14 protein-coding genes are annotated in these 18,148 nt (G+C 61.5%); 7 read left to right on the forward strand and 7 right to left on the reverse strand.

What is annotated here, in order from left to right; all coding sequences use genetic code 11:
* Window positions 1-4 precede the first annotated feature (4 nt).
* Entirely contained in the window at window positions 5-1,375 is a 1,371-nt protein-coding gene (locus D6Z24_RS04740) for a sigma-54-dependent transcriptional regulator (protein ID WP_129125370.1), read from the forward strand.
* Between the two features lie 89 nt (window positions 1,376-1,464).
* Window positions 1,465-3,057 (forward strand): hypothetical protein, encoded by a 1,593-nt coding sequence (locus D6Z24_RS04745; protein ID WP_246014561.1) that lies wholly within the window; start codon window positions 1,465-1,467, stop codon window positions 3,055-3,057.
* Window positions 3,058-3,232: 175 nt separating this feature from the next.
* Here the strand turns inward: D6Z24_RS04745 and D6Z24_RS04750 are convergent, their stop codons facing one another.
* On the reverse strand, window positions 3,233-4,339 hold the full coding sequence (locus tag D6Z24_RS04750) for a DUF362 domain-containing protein (protein ID WP_129125372.1): 1,107 nt from the start codon (window positions 4,337-4,339) through the stop codon (window positions 3,233-3,235).
* A gap of 285 nt (window positions 4,340-4,624) precedes the next feature.
* Here D6Z24_RS04750 and D6Z24_RS04755 point away from each other — a divergent pair, with 285 nt between their 5' ends.
* On the forward strand, window positions 4,625-5,362 hold the full coding sequence (locus D6Z24_RS04755) for a response regulator (RefSeq protein WP_129125373.1): 738 nt from the start codon (window positions 4,625-4,627) through the stop codon (window positions 5,360-5,362).
* A gap of 131 nt (window positions 5,363-5,493) precedes the next feature.
* Here D6Z24_RS04755 and D6Z24_RS04760 read toward each other — a convergent pair whose 3' ends face one another.
* Together D6Z24_RS04760 and D6Z24_RS04765 are read right to left on the reverse strand one after the other, a co-directional pair.
* On the reverse strand, window positions 5,494-6,501 hold the full coding sequence (locus tag D6Z24_RS04760; RefSeq protein ID WP_129125374.1) for an SDR family oxidoreductase: 1,008 nt from the start codon (window positions 6,499-6,501) through the stop codon (window positions 5,494-5,496).
* A gap of 102 nt (window positions 6,502-6,603) precedes the next feature.
* Window positions 6,604-7,965: a chloride channel protein gene (locus D6Z24_RS04765; protein ID WP_129125375.1), complete on the reverse strand. Its 1,362-nt coding sequence runs from the start codon at window positions 7,963-7,965 to the stop codon at window positions 6,604-6,606.
* Window positions 7,966-8,143: 178 nt separating this feature from the next.
* On the opposite strand from D6Z24_RS04765, the gene D6Z24_RS04770 reads away from it, so the two are divergent.
* The gene (locus D6Z24_RS04770) at window positions 8,144-8,599 is read left to right on the forward strand and encodes a ubiquitin family protein (protein WP_129125376.1); all 456 of its coding nucleotides are present in this window, start codon (window positions 8,144-8,146) and stop codon (window positions 8,597-8,599) included.
* A gap of 68 nt (window positions 8,600-8,667) precedes the next feature.
* Here D6Z24_RS04770 and D6Z24_RS04775 read toward each other — a convergent pair whose 3' ends face one another.
* The 3 genes from D6Z24_RS04775 to D6Z24_RS04785 all read right to left on the reverse strand — a co-directional run bounded on the left by D6Z24_RS04775 (window position 8,668) and on the right by D6Z24_RS04785 (window position 11,811).
* A complete protein-coding gene (locus D6Z24_RS04775) occupies window positions 8,668-10,587 on the reverse strand; it encodes a tetratricopeptide repeat protein (protein ID WP_129125377.1) in 1,920 nt (639 codons plus the stop codon).
* Window positions 10,588-10,762: 175 nt separating this feature from the next.
* Window positions 10,763-11,356, reverse strand: coding sequence for an OmpA family protein (locus D6Z24_RS04780; protein ID WP_129125378.1), 594 nt, complete (start codon window positions 11,354-11,356; stop codon window positions 10,763-10,765).
* Window positions 11,357-11,475: 119 nt separating this feature from the next.
* Entirely contained in the window at window positions 11,476-11,811 is a 336-nt protein-coding gene (locus D6Z24_RS04785) for a hypothetical protein (RefSeq protein WP_129125379.1), read from the reverse strand.
* A gap of 341 nt (window positions 11,812-12,152) precedes the next feature.
* On the opposite strand from D6Z24_RS04785, the gene D6Z24_RS04795 reads away from it, so the two are divergent.
* Complete coding sequence (locus D6Z24_RS04795) at window positions 12,153-13,385, forward strand: Tll0287-like domain-containing protein (RefSeq protein ID WP_129125381.1); 1,233 nt, start codon at window positions 12,153-12,155, stop codon at window positions 13,383-13,385.
* A 33-nt stretch (window positions 13,386-13,418) separates the two neighbouring features.
* Here the strand turns inward: D6Z24_RS04795 and D6Z24_RS04800 are convergent, their stop codons facing one another.
* A complete protein-coding gene (locus D6Z24_RS04800) occupies window positions 13,419-14,387 on the reverse strand; it encodes a hypothetical protein (protein WP_129125382.1) in 969 nt (322 codons plus the stop codon).
* Between the two features lie 324 nt (window positions 14,388-14,711).
* On the opposite strand from D6Z24_RS04800, the gene D6Z24_RS04805 reads away from it, so the two are divergent.
* Both D6Z24_RS04805 and D6Z24_RS04810 read left to right on the forward strand, forming a co-directional pair.
* A complete protein-coding gene (locus D6Z24_RS04805) occupies window positions 14,712-16,730 on the forward strand; it encodes a hypothetical protein (RefSeq protein ID WP_129125383.1) in 2,019 nt (672 codons plus the stop codon).
* Window positions 16,731-16,961: 231 nt separating this feature from the next.
* A complete protein-coding gene (locus D6Z24_RS04810) occupies window positions 16,962-17,888 on the forward strand; it encodes a hypothetical protein (protein ID WP_129125384.1) in 927 nt (308 codons plus the stop codon).
* The last annotated feature ends 260 nt before the right edge of the window (window positions 17,889-18,148 follow it).

The following is an 18,148-nucleotide window of genomic DNA, read 5'->3' on the forward strand; positions in this document are numbered from 1 at the left end:
CGCTATGCGCAGAGCTAAGATAATGGTCGTCGATGACGAGCACCTGATCCGGTGGTCCCTGGAGCAGAACCTCAAGAAGCAGGGTTACGAGGTCTGCACGGCGGGGACCGGAGAGGACGCCATAAGGCTCGCCAGGGAGGAACAGCCCGAATTGGTGCTGCTCGACTACCACCTCCCCGGTATCAACGGCCTCGAGGTGCTGCAGCGCCTGAAGGAGATCGACGACGAGTTGCTCGTCATCATGGTCACCGCGCAGGGAGGGCTGGAGACGGCCGTGAACACCATGCGGCACGGGGCGTACGACTACATAAACAAGCCCTTCAACCTGGACGAGATGTCGCTCGTGGTCAGGAAGGCGCTCGAGACCTCCGAGCTGCGCCGCGAGGTGGTCCAGCTAAGAAGCGAGCACAAGAAGCAGGGGCCGCCGAAGATCATCGGTAACTCCAAGCACATGAAAAATGTGCTCGAGATGATGGCGAAGGTGGCCAAAAGCGACGCCTCCACCGTCCTCGTGCAGGGGGAATCGGGGACCGGCAAGGAGCTGGTGGCGAAGTACATCCACTACGAGTCCTCCCGCGCGGAAAAGCCGTTCGTCGCCATCAACTGCGCCGCGGTCCCGGCCACCCTCCTCGAGAGCGAGCTCTTCGGCCACGAGAAGGGCGCCTTCACCGACGCGAAGACCTCCAAGAAGGGGCTTTTCGAGCTGGCCGACGGCGGCACCGTCTTCCTCGACGAGATCGGCGACATGGAACTCGGCATGCAGGCGAAGCTACTCCGCTTCCTCGAGGACCGCACCTTCCGGCGCATCGGCGGCTCCAAGATGATCCCGGTAGACGTGAGGATCGTTTCCGCGACCAACAAGGACCTTTTGAAGGCGATCGAGGAGAAGACCTTCAGAAACGACCTGTACTACCGTCTCCAGGTGATCCCGATCTTCCTCCCGGCGCTGCGCGAGCGCAAGGATGACATCCTGCTCATCGCCAACCACTTCATCGAGTCCTTCTCCCGCGAGTTCGGCAAGCCCACCAAGGGGATTTCGAGCATGGCGGAAAAGCTCCTTGTCGAGTACAACTGGCCCGGCAACATCCGGGAGCTGAAAAACGTCATCGAGCGCGCCATCATCCTTGGCAACGACGACACCCTGCTTATGGAGAACCTCCCGCTCGAGATCATCGCCAAGGCCTCGCAGGTGACCGTTCCCCTCACCACCTTCAAGCTTCCCGCGGAGGGGATCGACATCGAGGAGGTGGAGCGCGAGCTGATCAAGCAGTCGCTCGAGATGACCGACTGGAACCAGTCCAAGGCGGCGAAGAAGCTGAACCTCGGCATCGACGCCTTCCGTTACCGCATGAAAAAATTCGGCTTCCTCAAATAGGAGGCCTTGTCCCCGGAGGTTTCCCTGCTCCTTTGGGGCAGGGCGCAGCAGTTGGTACAGACCGGATGCCCAAGACATCCCTTCGAAAAATGATCCTTCGCCCTGGCAGATTCCCTGCCGGGGCGTTCTTCGTCCTGCTGGCGGCGTATCTCGCGGCGCCGTTGTCCGCCTGCGCTTTCTATTCCGAAGCGGTCCCTCCGCTCCTTGCTTTACCACCACCGGTTGCCCCGGCACCGGACTTCGTTCCCCTTCCCCTCCCGGGGCTCGCCCTGGGCGCTCCCCTGGTCGTTCCGACCTCTTCGTTCCGCAGCGAATTTCTGGCTGAGTACCCGGCCGAGCCTTGGCTCACCGACCGGCAAAACAAGCCGTCCTTCGTTTTGCAGCGGGGCGAGTACGGCGGGAGCGGCTTCAAGGTGCTAGCCGAAATGGGGGACCTGCGCCTCAAGGAGACCGGCAACACGCTGCAGGATGCGCGGGGCAGGGGAGGGCGTTTCTCGCTTTTGACCGAAAGCGCCGGTAACCGCGCCACCTTCAAGACCTTCGCGACCTCGGGGGCACTTCACCCGGGGCCTGAAGACACCTTGGTGGGGGCGACGGGAGAGCTTTCCCTTCTGGATGACAGCGCGCTCTTCAAGACCATCTTCGTTTCCGGTCGCAGTTCGCTGGACCGGGAGGGGCGCCGGCCGACGGCGGGGGGCAAGAGGGGTGACGTGGTGGGATTCGTTGCCCGCCTTGAGCCGGTCAGGGGGAAGCTTGCCGCCGAAGCGGAGTACGACTATTCCGTTTATGATGCGAACACCGCCGATTCCGGCTCAGCGCTGCGCGACAGCGCATACCGGTTCAAGATGACCGGGGACTGGGGGCGCAGCCGCTACACGGCGCTCTACGAGAGGACCGGTCCGAGGTACCGCCTTATGGGAGACGGGCCGGAGCGGGACCGGGAGGGGGGGAGCTTCGGTGTGGCCACCGCCTTGGAGCTGCACGACCTCGACGTTAGGCTTTCGCGCTACAACGACAACACGGAGAGGGACCCGCTCAACCCGAGGCTGTACCGCTACGAGGGGGTCGTCGACTACAAGTTCAAGGGATTCAAGATGGTCCCGCTCGCGTTGCAGTACCGTAAGACCTTCATCGACAGCACCAAGGAGCCGGCGGGGTACGCTCCGAAGGACGTCGCCGAGGACGCGATGTCCGGGCAGGTGAATCTCCTTGCCGGGCGATGGGATCTGGGGCTACGCGGAGGCGTGACGCAGAGGACCGACCGGATCAAGCAGCAGCGGGAGCTTTCTACCGCGAGTGTCGGGTTCTTCCCCAAGTTTTCGGCGGCGAACTTCACCCTTTTCCCCGATCTTTCCATGAAGCGGACCAACGACTATGCCGCGGACCAGCGTACCGACCAGTATGCGGTTAACCTCGGGGTTACCGGGAACCTTTTGGAGAAGAGGCTCGATTACGAGGTGAAGGGGGGCTTCAAGAGGGAGAGCACCGGGCCTGGTGCGGGGCGCGAGGTGTTGGGCGCTCGGGTGAAGGCCCTCTACCCGCTGGCGGGGCTGTTCAAGTGGACACGCTCCCCCTCCCTGGGGATAAAGGGGGAGTACAACGGCATCAACAATTTGACCGAGGAGCGCAGGGAGAACGATTTTTCCCTGCTCATCTCGCTGGACGGTGGGGGCTTTTTGTAGGCGTCTCGCGCAGGGGTGAAATCCCCTTCAATACATTGCATGAGCCATGACGTCCCCGCCCCCGGAGGGGGAGGGACAGGGAGGGGGATGTTTGGTGCTCCCCCCCCTCCCAACCTCCCCCCTCCAGGGGGAGGGGACGCCTCAGCTATGCAGTTGGCGGGTGTCCCGACATATGCTAGATCTTCACCAGCTCATAGCTCCTGGTGCCGATACCGATCTTCTCGGCATGCTCCAGCTGCACTTCCCAGTCGATCTCGGGATGAACACCGCGGAACTTGTCCCCTCCCGGCTCGTGCCCTGAGGCGAGCGCGGTGTCCTGGTTGCCGCGAGCGTTGTTCACCAGATCGGCGCAGGCCTGGTCCAGCGCCACCGGATCGGTGGAGGCACAGATGCCGATGTCGTTCACAATGGGGGCGTCGGCGTGGCCGTAACAGTCGCAGGCAGGCGACACCTGGGTGATGAAGTTGAGGAACAGGGTCTTGCCGGCCTTGCCGTGCAGGGCCCCCTTGGCGTACTCGGCCATCTTGCGCATGACGAGCGATGCGCTTTCGTTCCACTGGATGTTGATCGCCTTTTTCTGGCAGGCGGTGATGCAGCGGCTGCAGCCGACGCAGGCGTCCGCATCGATGCGGGCTTTCCCTTCGATGATGGTGATGGCGGCATGGGCGCAGGACTTCAGGCAGACGCTGCAGCCGTTGCAGAAACGCTCCGCGACTTTCGGGGCCACCGTCGAGTGCTGCTGCATCTTCCCGGTGCGGCTCGAGCATCCCATGCCGAGGTTCTTAAGCGTCCCGCCGAAGCCGGTCAACTCGTGGCACTTGAAGTGCGACACCGCGATCAGGGCGTCCGCCTCCAGGATCTCCGCCCCTATGTTCACCGTCTTCAGGATCTCGCCATCCACCTGCACGTCCTTCGCGTTGTGCCCCTTCAAGCCGTCGCACATGATGAGCGGCGCGTTCACCACCGCGTAGGCGAAACCGTTCTCGACGGCGCAGGCAAGGGCCGATACCGCTTCCTTGCGCTCACCTGGGTAGAGCGTGGAGGAGTCGGTGAGGAAAGGTTTCCCCTCGCACCCTTTGATCTCGTCGACCACGCGGCGCAAAAAGATCGGGCGGATGAAGGTATGGTTCCCCCGCTCGCCGAAGTGCACCTTCACCGCGACCAGGTCGCCGGGGGCGATCGCAACCGAAAGCCCAGCCTGCTGCATCAGTCGCCCGATCTTGGCGAAAAGGTTCTCCTTGGCTCCGGCGCGCATGTCAGCGAAAAATACCTTGCTCTTCATAAACTTCCCCTCCTTTAGCGGTTGCACCCGTACAGCGGTCAGCGATTGGTATCACATATCGCTGGTCAATTCAACTGCACAACTTTTTCTTGCTCTGTAGTAAAAATATGTTATTTATTAAAAATTCTGAGTGAACCGCAACGGCCCAAGGCCGGAACGGCGCTGTGGGAGCGGCATCCCGCCCCCCGGCCGGCGAGCCTGCTTGCGGCAGCGGTGCTCTTCACACCATTAAAGGTACGCCCCGGAGAGGTTCATGACCGGGCGCAGGTACGATAAGGAGCGCAGATGATCGAATGTGATGAGCGGGAACTCTGGATCATGGGACTGGGCGAGCGCGTCGAGCGTGGGGCCATCGTCTGCAGCTATCTGGCGGAAGGAGGACACCGGGCAAGGACCGCGAAGATCCCGGAACTGACCGGTTGCACGCCGAGGGCGATCCTCCTCGATCTTTCCCCCTGGTCCGACGACGGCTGGGGGGTGCTCTTGAAGCTGAAGGAGAACCCGGCGACTCGCGAGATCCCGATTCTTCCGATGTATCTGAGCGAGATCGGCCAGGTTGGGGCAGTATTCCCGGTGGCGGGTTTCTTCACCCTCCCGATGGACGTTCCCTACATGACGAGGAAACTCAGCCAGCTTGGGCTCGCCGAGGAATCCGAGGATTACGACCTGCAGGTGATGATGGTGACACGCAGGGGCGAAGAGGACGTGCAGAAGGCGCTCACCAAGATGGGGTTCGAAGTGGTGAACGCCTACACCGCCAAGGAGGCGGTGGCTGTCGGAACCATCGTGCACCCCTACATGATGTTCTGCGCGCTGATGCTCCCGGACCAGGCGGCCTTCGAGCTCCTAGAGCGTTTCAGGCTATACCCGCAGACGAGGAACATCCCCTTCTTCGTGCTCTTGAAGGGGGAGATGAAGGACGGGGAACGCCAGGCCATGAGCCGCGCCATAGAGCACCTGGTGCGCAAGAAGTGGCTCACCCGGCAGGAATTCCTCGCCTACTTCAAAAAGAGCAAGGACTGAAGCCCGAAATCAGCGACTTCGGATTCGGAACCTATCACTTCGGACCTCCAAATCTTCACTTTGGGCTCCGAATCTTCAACTTCGACTCCCCAAGCCCTCACTTCGCGAACCTACCAATATTGATTAGCGACTTACCGTTTTGATCCACGAGCCTGTGCGAAAGCGGCTACAGCCGCAGCACATCCCGTCAGAAGGATGCCAAGACTCCACTTATTCTCGCAGAGCCATACCTGTATGCTGGACGACTTCGCGCGTGCGTCGAAACGCCCGTGCGCGTGATACGGCCCCGGCACGCTTTCCCAGAGGTTTGTGGGCCGGTCCGGCCGCTCCGGCTCGTTGGTTTGCTGCGACTTGTACCCGGTGAGGCCGAGGTACAGGTCGAGCAGGCCCGGGATGAACTTGTTGCCCCACATCGCCTGAACCGTCGGCGCGCCGACGTATATCTCCCTGCGCCGGTGTTTCGAGGCCCAGACGATGGCCTCGGCTGCGACGTCCGGTTGGTAGATAGGGGGGACCGGCTGTGGGCGATTGGGCAGGCGCGACTTCACCCAATCGAACTGGGGGGTGTTCATCGCGGGTAGCTGTACCATGGTCATGCGAACGCGGCTTTTGCGGTGGATGAGCTCACAGCGGATCGAGTCGGTGAAGCCGCGCATGGCGTGCTTCGCGCCGCAGTAGGCGGACTGCAGCGGGATGCTGCGGTCGGAGAGGGCCGAGCCGACCTGGATGATGACCCCGTCGTCGCGCGGCAGCATCCTCTTAAGCGCAGCCATGGTGCCGTGCACCGCGCCCAGGTACGTCACCTCGGTGACTCTTCTGAACTCCTCGGGCGTCATCTCCTCGAAAGGGGAGAAGACCGAGGTCATGGCGTTGTTCACCCAGACCTCGATGGGACCGAATTCACGTTCGACTTCCGCTGCGGCCTCCTCCATACGCTTCGCGTCGGCCACGTCCCCCACGAGGACGAGCGCCTGTCCTCCGAGCCTCTCGACCTCGTCCCTGGCCGCTTCGAGCCGCTCACGATTCCGCGCAAAAAGACCGATGCGCGCCCCCTCGCGGGCGAAGGCCTGCGCCGTCGCCCGTCCGACGCCGGCCGAAGCGCCGGTGATAACGACAATCCTGCTGGAAGATGCTTTCATAATGGACCTCCTGACGATTGCTGGTGCTGGTGGTCAAGGCAATGCCCATTAGGATAACAGATGTGAAAAAATTAATTTATGTCGAGCGCTTTTGCCGGTGGATTACCTGCGTATTTTGCGCCCTTTGCCAAGCACCCTGGCCCCTTTCACCACGAAGGTGGGGAAGGAGATGGAAAGGTCCTGAAGCTTTTCCGGGTTGAACTGGCCGAGCGGCCGCCCGGTCTCGACCTTGAGGGACGTGCTCTTCTGAATGCCGAGGATCTGGCTCGGATAGATGCTGCGGTATCCGACGATGAGAAAACTGACCATGCAGGCGACGGCGGCGTGGGGGGCGATGCCGGCACCGAAGAGTTCCATGGCCATGACTGACGCGGCGATCGGTGTGTTGGCGGCGCCGGCTAGAAGAGCGACCATGCCGATCGCGGAGAAGGTGGCGACCAGCGGTTCGTGGAAAAGCGATGCGAAGAGGTTTCCTGCCGCGGTTCCGATGAAGAAGATCGGGGTGACCACGCCGCCGCTGCCGCCGCACCCCAGGGTGATCGAGGTGGCGATCATCTTCATGAAGGTGGCGCCGAAGGGAAGCACCTGCCCGTTAAGCGCGGCGTCGATGCTGTCAAGCCCGAGCCCGAGGTAGCGCTGCGAGATGAACCTGCCGATCAGTACCAGCAGCGCCCCGCCGAAAACCGCCTTCACGACCGGATGCCATGAAAGGCGCGCGAACAGCCGGTGCCCCAGTTGCATGATCTCGATGAAAATGAGGGCGGCGATGCCGCACCAGATGCCGAGCAGGATCATTTCGGTGAAGGTCCAGCCGGAGACGGCGGGAATGATCTTGGCGGCCGGGTGCGGGTAGCTCACTCCGAGCATTCCCGCCACGTGAAATCCGACGATCCCAGCCACGAACGAAGGGAAGAGCACATCGTATAACATCTGACCGAGGACGAGGACCTCAACGCCGAAGAGCGCCCCCGCGATCGGTGTGCCGAAGACTGTCGCGAACCCGGCACTGATGCCGCAGATGACGAGCTTCCGGCGGTCGACGTCGTTCAACCGCAGCAGACTCGCAAAGCCGGAGGCGAGTCCGGCGCCGATCTGGGCGCAGGGTCCTTCTTTCCCAGCCGACCCCCCTCCCGCGAGGGTGATCACGGTAGCGGCCAGCTTCACGGGAACCACGGCCAGCGGGATTCTCCCCATCCTCTGGTGCACCGCCTCGATGACCTTCTCGGTGCCGTGTCCGGCGGCGTCCGGGGCGAACGTTCTGACCAGGAGCAGGCTTGCCACCAGCGTTACCGGCAGCAGCAGGTAATAGTCCGGCACCTTCCCGTATTGCGCCGAGGTCCAGGAGAGAGCCTTCAAAAAGGCGGTGGTGCCGCCTCCGACGAGTACTCCAACGATGGACGCGTAACTTGCCCACTTGATCACGCTGGCAAGGAGCGTCACCTGTTCCACTATCTTACGGTTCACTTGTGTCCTTTTTTCTCTGTCTGGCGTCGAGGCGTCCCCAGCCTTCTGGGTGTGCGGCGCACTCTTCTCTGGATCGATCGCACCGATGGGGGAGACGCAGTGAGGGTCCCGGGCATTATAGCTGACTAAGTTCGGTGCGGTGATATGCTTTTAGCCTATTTCACACAAGGAGGTTCTTATGAGAACAAAAAGCGTCTCCGTAGTTGTGACAACGCTGCTCGCAGTGACATTCGCGGCATCGGCCTATGCCGCTCGCTGGCAGGGATGGCGCGGCAGCGGCGGATGGGGGATGAACGGTGCGTACCAGCGTCTCTACGATCCGGCCAAGGTGGAGACTCTGAGCGGCGAGGTGGTCCGGGTGGAGACCATGCCCGCCAGGAAGGGGCCGGGCAGCGGCATACACCTGCAGTTGAAGACCGACCAGGGTACCATCCCGGTGCATCTCGGCCCGTCGTGGTTCGTGGAGCGGCTCGATGAGCGGATCGCGAAGGGGGACCGGGTCGAGGTGAAAGGTTCCCGGATAACCTTCGACGGAAAACCGGCAATCATCGCGGCCGAGGTGAAAAAGGGGAAGGAGGTGTTGACGCTGCGCGACGCGAACGGCGTCCCGGTCTGGGCCGGCTGGCGCAGGTAACGTCGCACCTCCAGAGGCAACAAAAGGAGGCGCTTTCGCGCCTCCTTCCATTTCGGGGGATGATCCTCCTACCGCGTTTTTCTCTGCGAACTCTTTTTCTTCTTCGACTCGGCTTTGCCCGCGCTTTTCTTTGTTTTCCTGGAACCGGCCGTGCTCGAGCTTTTCTTCTTGTTCTTTTCCAGCGCATGCTTGCGCGATGTTTTCTTCTTTTCCACGTACTTCTTAGGCTGCGTGCTCAGCTTGCTCCAAAGTTCCACCGGCTCCAGCAGGTTGGGGTCCGCCTTCCTCGCCGCTTCAAACGCCTCGCGCGCCTTGTCGCGTTCCCCTTCCTTTAGGTAGAGCTTGCCGAGCGCGTTCAAAGCCCGGGCATGGTCCGGCTTCAGCTTCAATGCTGCGTCGAACTGTTGCAGGGCTTTTTCGTCTTCGCGTTTGAAGGCGTAGATCACGCCGAGCCGGTACTGGCTGTCGGCGCTCTGCGGGTTCAGTTGCGCGTCCTCCTCGAGAAGGGAGGTCACCTGGTCGTACTTCTTCTGCTTCACCGACAAGGAGATGAGCGCGTCCCTTGCCTGCGCGTTTCTCGGGTCGAGTTTCAGCACCTCGCGCAGGTGCTGCTCGGCCTGCTCGGGCTGCTTCAGGCGCAGGAACAGGAAGGCGATGCTGCGGTGCGCCTCGCTGTTCGCGGAATCAAGGGCGAGCGCCTTCTCGTAGGAGTCGACGGCGTCCTTGTAGGTACGCCGCTTTTCCTGCAGCCGTGCAAGTTTCAGGTAGTTAAGCGGGTTGTCGGCCTGCCGCGAGATGAGGTCCTGATAGGCCCGGATCGCTTCTTCAAGATCGCCGCGCAGGGCGTAGATGTCGGCGAGCCGCCTGCGGGCGTCGCTGTTGACCGGATCGAGTCTCAGCGACGCGCTGAAGTTGCGAACCGCCTCGTCAAGGTCCCCCTTGCGTTCGTAGAGGGTGCCCAGGTGGTAACGCACCCGCCCGGAGTCCTCCTTCTTGCGCAGGGCATCCTCATAGGCCGCGATCGCCTCGGCGTCGTGGCCGGCGGACAATTCGGCGTCGCCCAGTTTCTCGCGCACACCGGCGGCATCGGGATTTTTCACCAGCATGGCGCGATACTCGGTCGCCGCGAGGGCGAACTCGCCTTCGTCTTCGTATTTGGCCGCCCGCTTCAGGTGGTCGGCGAGCGTGTCGGTGCGCTTCACTCCGGAACGCGCGTATTCCTTGGCGGCTTCGTCGCGTTTCCCGGAGAGTTCCAGCAGTTGGGCCAGCCGGAAATGGTAGCTGGCGTTGTCGGGATCTGCGATGATCGCCTGGCGCAGGTGTGCCGCCGCCTTCTCGTAGTCGTTTCGTTCCTGGTACAGGGTGGCCAGCTCCAGATGGGTCGTGGCGTTGCCGGCCTGCAGGCGGAGCGCATCCTGAAGAGCCTCCAGGGCGTGGTTCTGGTCGCCCAGGCCGCGGTAGCTGCGGGCGATGCCGAGGTATAGGTTCGCATCGTCCGGGAAGGAGGGCTGGACCTGGCGGTACTGGCTGAGGGCCAGGGCGTAAAGTTTGGCGTCGAGGAAGATGTCGGCAAGGGCCCGTGCGAAGCGCGGCTCTTTCGTTTGCCGCGCCGCTTCGAAGAGGGCCACCGAAGCCTCCTCGCGGTTACCTTTGGCAAGGAGCAAAAGGCCGAGGCGCCCCCTTGCCTGCAAAAGGAGGGGATCCTTGGCGAGGGCGTCGCGGTAGGCGGTCACGGCGCCATCGATGTCATGGGCCGCTTCCATGGAAATACCCTTCAGGTAGAGCGGCGCGCCTCCGTCGGGGCAGAGCTCGCGCACTTTGCGCTCCGCCTCGGCCCTCTCAGCGGCGGCACTCTCTGGGGTGATCTTTTCTATCGTTTCACGTGCTTCCGTGCATTTATCCTTGCCTCCCCAGGTAAAGCCGCAGGAAAGAAAGGCGATAAGGACGATGCCGGCGAGCAAGGCACCGCGTCTCAGATTCTGATTCATTGACACACCTTGTATTGCTGAGGGAGCTGTACTGTCGTCCCTGGAGAAGAAGGGGACTGGCTCCGCCAGGTGCCTGTCCCCTTAGGTCTTAGGTAAGGTGTCGCGGCGGAATCGAGCGTTCCGCGAGAGGGACAGGCACCTAAACGGAGCCAGTCCCTTCCTACCCGCGTCTCTACTACTTGCTGATGGTGAATTCGTCGCGCCTGTTCTTGGCCCAGGCGTCCTCGGTGTGTGCGGCATCGACAGGCTTTTCCTCGCCGTAGCCTATGGAGGAGAGGCGGCTGGCGGGGATGCCGAGTGCGGTCAGGTACTTAACCGCTGCCTGGGCGCGGCGCTCGCTGAGGGCAAGGTTGTAATCGTCGGAGCCGCGCTCGTCGCAGTTGCCCTCGACGCGGACCTTGACGTTACCCATGCCCTTCAGTTTGTCGAAGTTGGCCGCGAGGGTCTTGCGGGCGGCGTCGCTCAGGACGTCGGAGTCGAAGTCGAAGTAGATCTTTTCGAGAGCCTGGGAAACGCTGGCAGCCTTCGAGGGGGCCGCCTGAGCCTGAGCGAGCCCTTCACTCTTTATGTTGGAATCCGGCAGGGCCGTCGTGGGAGCCGTAGCCGGTTTGGACTCTGCCGGCTTGGCCTGTGCGGGGGCCGCCGCCTGCTGGGTGGTCGAAGGAGCGATCGGCTGGTCGGCTTTGACGGCTTGCTGCTTGGCGCAGCCGCCTGCGATCAAAAGGGCGGTGCAAAGAACGGGAACGAAACGCTTGAGAGACATCTTCATGGAACCCTCCATCTTCTGCTTTCAGTAGTTTATTGGACGCGACAGGGCGCGCGCGGACGCAAGCGACCGCATGATTGCCATCTCGTGGCAACGGAGCTGTGGTTAATAGTTTGAATGGGTCAGGCTGCGGAGTGAGGTGGCGCCCGGGAAAGGTTGGGGAAATGCGGGGAGAGTGCCGCGCCGTGGAAGGCGTGGGGGAGTTCGGTGCGATAGGTGGCATGAAGCACCGGTTCGACAGCCGTCGGCAATTCGGCCTGGACGTGGTCCAGTGACTTCTTGACCGCCGTTTCGTGGTGCTTCTTGAACTGCTCTTCTATGTAGGCGCGGGGTTTCGGCTTGGGGCGGCCGGGCTGCGACAGGTCCGGCAGCCGCATACCGAAGGTCAGGACGCAGAGCGTGGTGACGCAGGTAAGAAATACCAGAAGTGATCTATGATGCAGAGTTTTGTTGATCATGTTTTGGTAATTACCGTCCGGCTTTTGACAGACTTCAAGTTATAACCGATCTCTCTCTGAAAAACAACCCTCCTACTTGATACAGACGCGGCGCACCTCGTGTATGTCGGTGAGCCCCTGCAGGCATTTGAGTATGCCGTCCTGCTTGAGTGTGGTCATCCCGTCCGCTATTGCCTGATCTCGCCGAGCCACTTCCGCCAGTCCATGTGAGCGACCGCGAGTACTGGGCAGCCTCAGCGGTACCGCGGCCGGGATGGTGCGGTAGCAGAAGTGGTTAAAAAAACCATTGACAGCCATTGTTGCTGACAGTAGGGTGGCGAAAACCTCATGATGGAAGGCAAATGCGCGCGATTTCAGCCAAAAATCTGTTTCTAGCTCTGTATGTGACATCCTTTGTTGCTGTCGCGGCTGCCATTGTCGTTACGGTGAATTATCACCAGCGAGGGCAGGCACTGGCAGAGGCCCAGGAAAAGGCGCGCCTCATTCTGGACCACAACATGGCCATCCACAGCTACTTCTCGAACCAGCTGAAGCCGCATGTTTTCGATCTCAGCGACCGCTACCGCCCGCCGGAGTACTTCGATCCGGTCTGGATGTCGTCCACCTACGCGGTACGTGAGATCGACGCCTACAACAAAGCCTTCTCAAGGAGTGATTACTATTACAAGGAATGTGCGGTTAACGCGAGAAGCCCGAAGAACGAGGCGGACCCGCTCGAACGCGCCTTCATCGCCGACCTCAAGCGCAATAACACCCTCGATGTCCGTTCCGACATAAGGCAGATAGACGGAAAGCCCTACTTCGTCGTCATGCGTCGCGGGGAGAGCATGGAGAAGAGCTGCCTGCGCTGCCACAGCATGCCGCAGTCGGCGCCCGCGGAACTGGTCAGGCAATACGGGGAGACGCGAAGTTTCAACCGGCAGGACCGCGAGCTCGTCTCCGCCATCTCGATCCGCATCCCGCTGCAGCAGGCCTATGCCAGCGCCAACGAACTTTCTTTCAAGCTTTCCGTGCTGCTGTTGACCATTCTCGGGGTTTCATCGGCCCTGCAGTTTCTGTTCATGGACCGGTTGCTCCTTGGGCCGCTCGGGGAACTTCGCGACCGGACCATGGCCATCATCCGCGACGACAGCAAGCTCGGAGAGGATATCGCTCTCCCCTCCCAGGGGCGAGAGCTGCAACAGTTGACCGGCGCCTTCAACGATCTGTCCAGGCATCTGCGGGCCGAAAAGGACGGGCTGGTGGGGCAGGTGAAGGAGAGGACTGCGGAGCTTGAAACACTGAACCGGAAATTGGAACTGGACGTGGCGGAGCGCAAGGTGATCCAGGGAGAGCTGGCCGCAAAAGTTCAAGAGTTGGAGGCTGCCCTTGCCAAGGTGCGCATCCTCGAGGGGGTGATCCCGATCTGTTCCTACTGCAAGAAGATCCGAAAAGACGAGGAGATCTGGCAACAGATGGAGCAGTACATCTCTGAGCACACCGATGCCATGTTCAGCCACGGCATCTGCCCCTCCTGTTTCGAGGAAATGAAAGAAAGCCTACAGTATAAAAGGGAGAAGCCTCCCGAGTCATGATCAGTCCCCGCACCCGCCTTGTCGGGTGGGCGGCTACCTAGCGCCGCCTGCAGGTAGTGTTGCCAGGTAGATGTTCTTCAAGTCACTGAAGACAACACGGTCGCCGTAGATCGCCGGGGTGTAGTAATCCGTGGTCCCGTGGGTCAGCGCGGTTTCCTTGCCGGTCACCAAGTCGAGCAGGTGGATATCCTCGGCTTCGGCCCGGGAATTGTCGACGAAAACGACTCTGGTTCCCCAGACGCGCGGGAAGCGCTGGTTGGCATCGCTTCTGGTCAGCTGTCTCTCCTTCCCTGTGGCGGTGTCATAAAGGTAGATGTCGTAGTTGGGCAACACGTCCTTGTTCCGGTTATCCTCCCACACCACCAGGTTCCCGTACGCGGCCGGCGACCATTGGGCCTCCGGGTTGCTGGTGATCCTCGCCTCTTTTCCTTTCGCGATGTCGTAGAGGTAGATGTCGCCCGAATCGTTGCGCTCGTCCTTCCAGACCAGGTACTGCGCCGACAGGGCAGCGAAACCCTGCGGCGCCTGCCCGGATGTCATCCGCTTTTCCCTTTTCGTTGCCGGATCGTAAAGGCAGACCGTCCCTTTCCCGTCGCCCAGGTCGGTCCAGGCCAGGTAGCGTTCCGAGACGGCAAGGTCGATCTTCTGGGTCGGCGACACCACTACCGGCTTCTCCTTTTTCTCCGCCAGATCGTACATGTAGATGTCCGAGACCCCGTTGCGGTAGTCCTGCCAGTAGATCCTGTCCCCGAAGATGCGCGGCTTCTTGTGGTCGTGCCCACCTTGGGTTATGCGCGTCTCGGTGCCGGAGGCGATGTCGTAGAGGTATACATCGGCCTTGCCGTTGCGGGTGTCCTGCCAGACCACCCGGTCTCCGTATATGTCCGGGAACTGTTTCGTCCCCGCGCCGTTGCTGATGCGGGTGATGGTGACGTCGGCAGCGTTCACGAACGCCGGGAAAAGCAGGATGGCGGTTATCACGGCACGGATGGCTGTCTTCATGATGCCTCTCTTGGAACGGCTCTCTTGGAGCAGGTGATGGTCAGCAGGGGACTTGTATGAAATTTTGCTTAATATGTCAACGTTTCTCTACTAATGGGTATTTCACCCCAGCGGGTGGTGTATAACACCCAATTTCATGAGGAACTTTACCCTGACGTCCGGGTCGTGTAGGAATACGCCCGACTTTTCTTCTGCATAATCGGCTACTTATTAGGGTCGGCCCATCTTGGTATAAGTGTTGCTAATTGACCCCACTTGTGAGCATTGAGACCGTGGCCACGGCAAATAGTTCGCAATGCAGGGAACACATCCAAGGAGGTTGACATGAAGAAATCCGCACTGGTTGGGGGCGTGCTGCTGGCCGCTTCCTTCTATGGCTCCGCTTTCGCGGCGACGCTTTCGGTGCAGACGGCGACCAACAAGCTGAACTATGGTCCGAGCACCGTCGTCACCGTGAAGGCCAACGCCGAGAACGGCACCACCAGGATCACCACGTCCCAGATCCGCTACGCCAACGTCACCATAAAGAGCCCTACCGGGACCACGCTCTTGAACGGTGTCGCCATGAGCAAGGACCCGTACACCGGGTTCGCCTACTACAACTACACCCTCTCCAGCTCCGCTCCGAAAGGGACCTACACCGCGACGGTCAGCTTCACCGACTCGAGCAGCAACACCGGCTCCGGCTCCACCACTTTTAAGGTGCAGCTCCCGGTGCCGAGCCACGTAAGCTACGTGACCGCGTACAACGGCCCGGCCACCTGCATCACCAGCGCCTGCCACGCAAGCCAGGCGACCGCCATGTTCGGCTCGGTGCACTACCAGTGGACCGGCGACAACCAGAAGGCGATCGAACTTGCAGCTTCCGGCTCCAAGGCATCGAAGATGGGCGGGATCAACAACTTCTGCATCCAGCCGGACATGAACTGGCTGACCATCTTCGCCAAAACCGACGGCACCACCGGCCCCGGCGGCTGCGCGGTATGCCACGCGGGCAACGGCCTGAAGCCCTCCGCGACTTCCAGCCAGGCGCAGCTTGAGAACATCGACTGCCTCATGTGCCACGGCAACGGGTACTCCAGGAAGGTGATCCAGAATGCCGACCTCACCTTCTCCATGGTACCGGCCGACGGCCTGAACGTGCTCTCCATCGCGCAGAACGTGATCCGTCCGACGCGCGCCACCTGCATGCGCTGCCACGAGAAGTCCGGCGGCGGCGACAACTACAAGCGCGGCGACATCGAATCGACCAACAAGGTCTGCACCAAGGCTTACGACGTCCACATGGGGAGCGACGGGCAGAACTTCGCCTGCCAGGAGTGCCACAGGACCGAAGGGCACAGGATGGCGGGCCGCGGCTCCGATATGCGCGCCCTCGACACCACCCGCGTGCTTTCCTGCGAGAACTGCCACTCCCGCATCCCGCACCGCTCCACCAACGTGAACTACACCGATCTGAACCGCCACAGCGACAAGGTGAACTGCTCCGTCTGCCACGTGCCGACCTTCGCGAAGACCATTCCGACCGACATGAACAGGGATTGGTCCGTGATGGAGATCGACACCGCGAAGGCGCTGTGGGATCCAACGATGGCAAAGGCGACCAACGTGATGCCGACCTACGCCTGGTTCAACGGCTTCAGCCACTTCTACAAGTTCAAGGACGCCGTCAGCCTCGACTCCCGCGGCGTGCAGGTGATCAGCAAGCCTGATGGTGCATTCGAGGATCCGACCGGGAAGTTCTCGAAGCTCTTCCCGTTCAAGCTCCACACCGGTTCGCAGCCGATGGAGACCACCACGAAGCAGCTCCTCCCCTTGAAGAACAAGTACGCCTTCGAGACCGGCGACGTGACCACCGCCATCCAGCTCGGCGCAGCCGCTCAGGGGATGACCTACAACGCCCACACCTTCGTCCCGACCGAGCAGTACGAGGGGATCTTCCACGGCGTAGGTCCGAAGACCACCGCCGTATCCTGCTCCAACGGCGGCTGCCACCCGCAGGTCACCGCCGGCGCGAACCGCATTCCGTTCGCAAGCCTCGGCTACACCCGTCGCGGCACCACCGCTCAACTGTGCGACGTATGCCACGGCGCCAAGACCTACACGAGCTTCACCTCGCTCCACAGCAACCACCGCGACCGCAAGAACTGCGCGGCCTGCCACGGCACCGGGTACCCGCTGAAGGAGCCGACCACCACCCTGTGCGACAACTGCCACAGCAGGGAGACCTTCACCAATGCCAACGACATCCACAGCAGGCACGTCCAGGGCAAAGGGTATGACTGCAGCAACTGCCATACCTTCAGCGCAGGGATGACCGGCGGGCACGTTGAAGAACACTAATCGCAATTCGATGTAATCTAAGCAGTACCTAAAAGCCACCCCACGGGGTGGCTTTTCTTGTGTGGGGTGGGGCGAATAATCAGCCAGCACCTATGAAGGGTGAGATAGTGGGCTGCCGTTTGGGTGCATCAGCCGGAATGTGGTATGCTGTTATGCGGCGCGATGCTGTAAGAGAAGGCCGCGCCTTGCTGTGAGATACCTACAACACCTGCTGAGTAAATGGAGGACAATATGCGAAGATTGCGTCATTGCTTCATAGTACTGGGCTTGTTGTTCTGTCTGTCCACTACCGCAACAGCCTCAGTCAGCGTTGGCATAGGGATCGGGCTTCCCAACGTGAGCATCGGGATCAACCTTGGCGGCTACCCCGACCTGCGCCCTATACCTGGATACCCCGTCTATTATGCCCCAAACGTCCCCGGCAACTACTTCTTCTATGACGGCATGTACTGGAGCTTCTGGAACGACAACTGGTACGTGAGCTCCTGGTACAACGGTCCATGGGCCCTCGTGGACCCCTACACGGTACCGGTCTACATCCTGCGCGTACCGGTGCGGTATTATGTTGAGCCGCCGGTCTACTTCAGGTCCTGGGCGCCCAACTATCCGCCGCGCTGGGGACAGCACTGGGGACGCGGATGGGAGGAACGCCGCCACGGCTGGGACCGCTGGGACAGAAGCCGCACGCCCGGCAGGGCGCCGCTTCCCACCTACCAGCGTCGCTATACCGGTGATCGCTACCCCTCTTCCTATGAACAGCAGCAGAGACTGCGCCGTGACAGCTACCGGTACCAGCCCAGGAATACGGCGGTGCGGCAACATCTGAGAGAGGTGGAAAAACGTCCGGCAGGTCCGCCGGTACGCCAGGAGCGTCCCGAGATGAGAGGCCCGGGGGCAATGCCGCCGGCCCAGATGCAGCGCGGCCCTGAACGCGAGCGGCAGGCACCGATGCAGCATGAACCGAGGATGCAGCCTCCTGCGCAGCACGCACCGAAGGCCATGGAGCCTCCAAGGGGACACGAGCCTCGCATGGAGCAGCGCATGGAACAGCGCCAGGAAAGGATGCCGGAGAAGATGGAAAGAGGTGGCGGCCCCGAGAGGGGCGGCGGCCAGGGCAGGGGGCGCGCACAGGACATGGATGAGGGACGTGGCCGCTAGCGCGCGGTGATTAAGTAGCACGAATGGGCCCCTCCCCGGCATCGGCGAGGGGCCCTTTTTACTGTGCTTCTGTGGACAGTGCGCTCCAACGAATGAGAAAAAACGAGCCCTACGTTCCCCCCTTTGCGAAGGGTGTATAGACCGGAGACATAGGTTACACATGTTCGGAGACATGGGTGACACTTATTACCAAGAAGTGACTTTCCTCTTTGGAGGTGGGCATGCCTTGGCAAGAGGTGACAACCATGACCCTCAGGGCA

Origin of the sequence: Geomonas oryzae (assembly GCF_004117875.1) — a bacterium.
Taxonomy (GTDB): Bacteria; Desulfobacterota; Desulfuromonadia; order Geobacterales; family Geobacteraceae; genus Geomonas; species Geomonas oryzae.

Coding starts and splice junctions, on each gene's coding strand:
- D6Z24_RS04740 (WP_129125370.1), top strand. CDS start 5: ATGCGCAGAGCTAAGATAATGGTCGTCGATGACGAGCACCTGATCCGG.
- D6Z24_RS04745 (WP_246014561.1), top strand. CDS start 1,465: ATGATCCTTCGCCCTGGCAGATTCCCTGCCGGGGCGTTCTTCGTCCTG.
- D6Z24_RS04750 (WP_129125372.1), bottom strand. CDS start 4,339: ATGAAGAGCAAGGTATTTTTCGCTGACATGCGCGCCGGAGCCAAGGAG.
- D6Z24_RS04755 (WP_129125373.1), top strand. CDS start 4,625: ATGATCGAATGTGATGAGCGGGAACTCTGGATCATGGGACTGGGCGAG.
- D6Z24_RS04760 (WP_129125374.1), bottom strand. CDS start 6,501: ATGAAAGCATCTTCCAGCAGGATTGTCGTTATCACCGGCGCTTCGGCC.
- D6Z24_RS04770 (WP_129125376.1), top strand. CDS start 8,144: ATGAGAACAAAAAGCGTCTCCGTAGTTGTGACAACGCTGCTCGCAGTG.
- D6Z24_RS04775 (WP_129125377.1), bottom strand. CDS start 10,587: ATGAATCAGAATCTGAGACGCGGTGCCTTGCTCGCCGGCATCGTCCTT.
- D6Z24_RS04780 (WP_129125378.1), bottom strand. CDS start 11,356: ATGAAGATGTCTCTCAAGCGTTTCGTTCCCGTTCTTTGCACCGCCCTT.
- D6Z24_RS04785 (WP_129125379.1), bottom strand. CDS start 11,811: ATGATCAACAAAACTCTGCATCATAGATCACTTCTGGTATTTCTTACC.
- D6Z24_RS04795 (WP_129125381.1), top strand. CDS start 12,153: ATGCGCGCGATTTCAGCCAAAAATCTGTTTCTAGCTCTGTATGTGACA.
- D6Z24_RS04800 (WP_129125382.1), bottom strand. CDS start 14,387: ATGAAGACAGCCATCCGTGCCGTGATAACCGCCATCCTGCTTTTCCCG.
- D6Z24_RS04805 (WP_129125383.1), top strand. CDS start 14,712: ATGAAGAAATCCGCACTGGTTGGGGGCGTGCTGCTGGCCGCTTCCTTC.
- D6Z24_RS04810 (WP_129125384.1), top strand. CDS start 16,962: ATGCGAAGATTGCGTCATTGCTTCATAGTACTGGGCTTGTTGTTCTGT.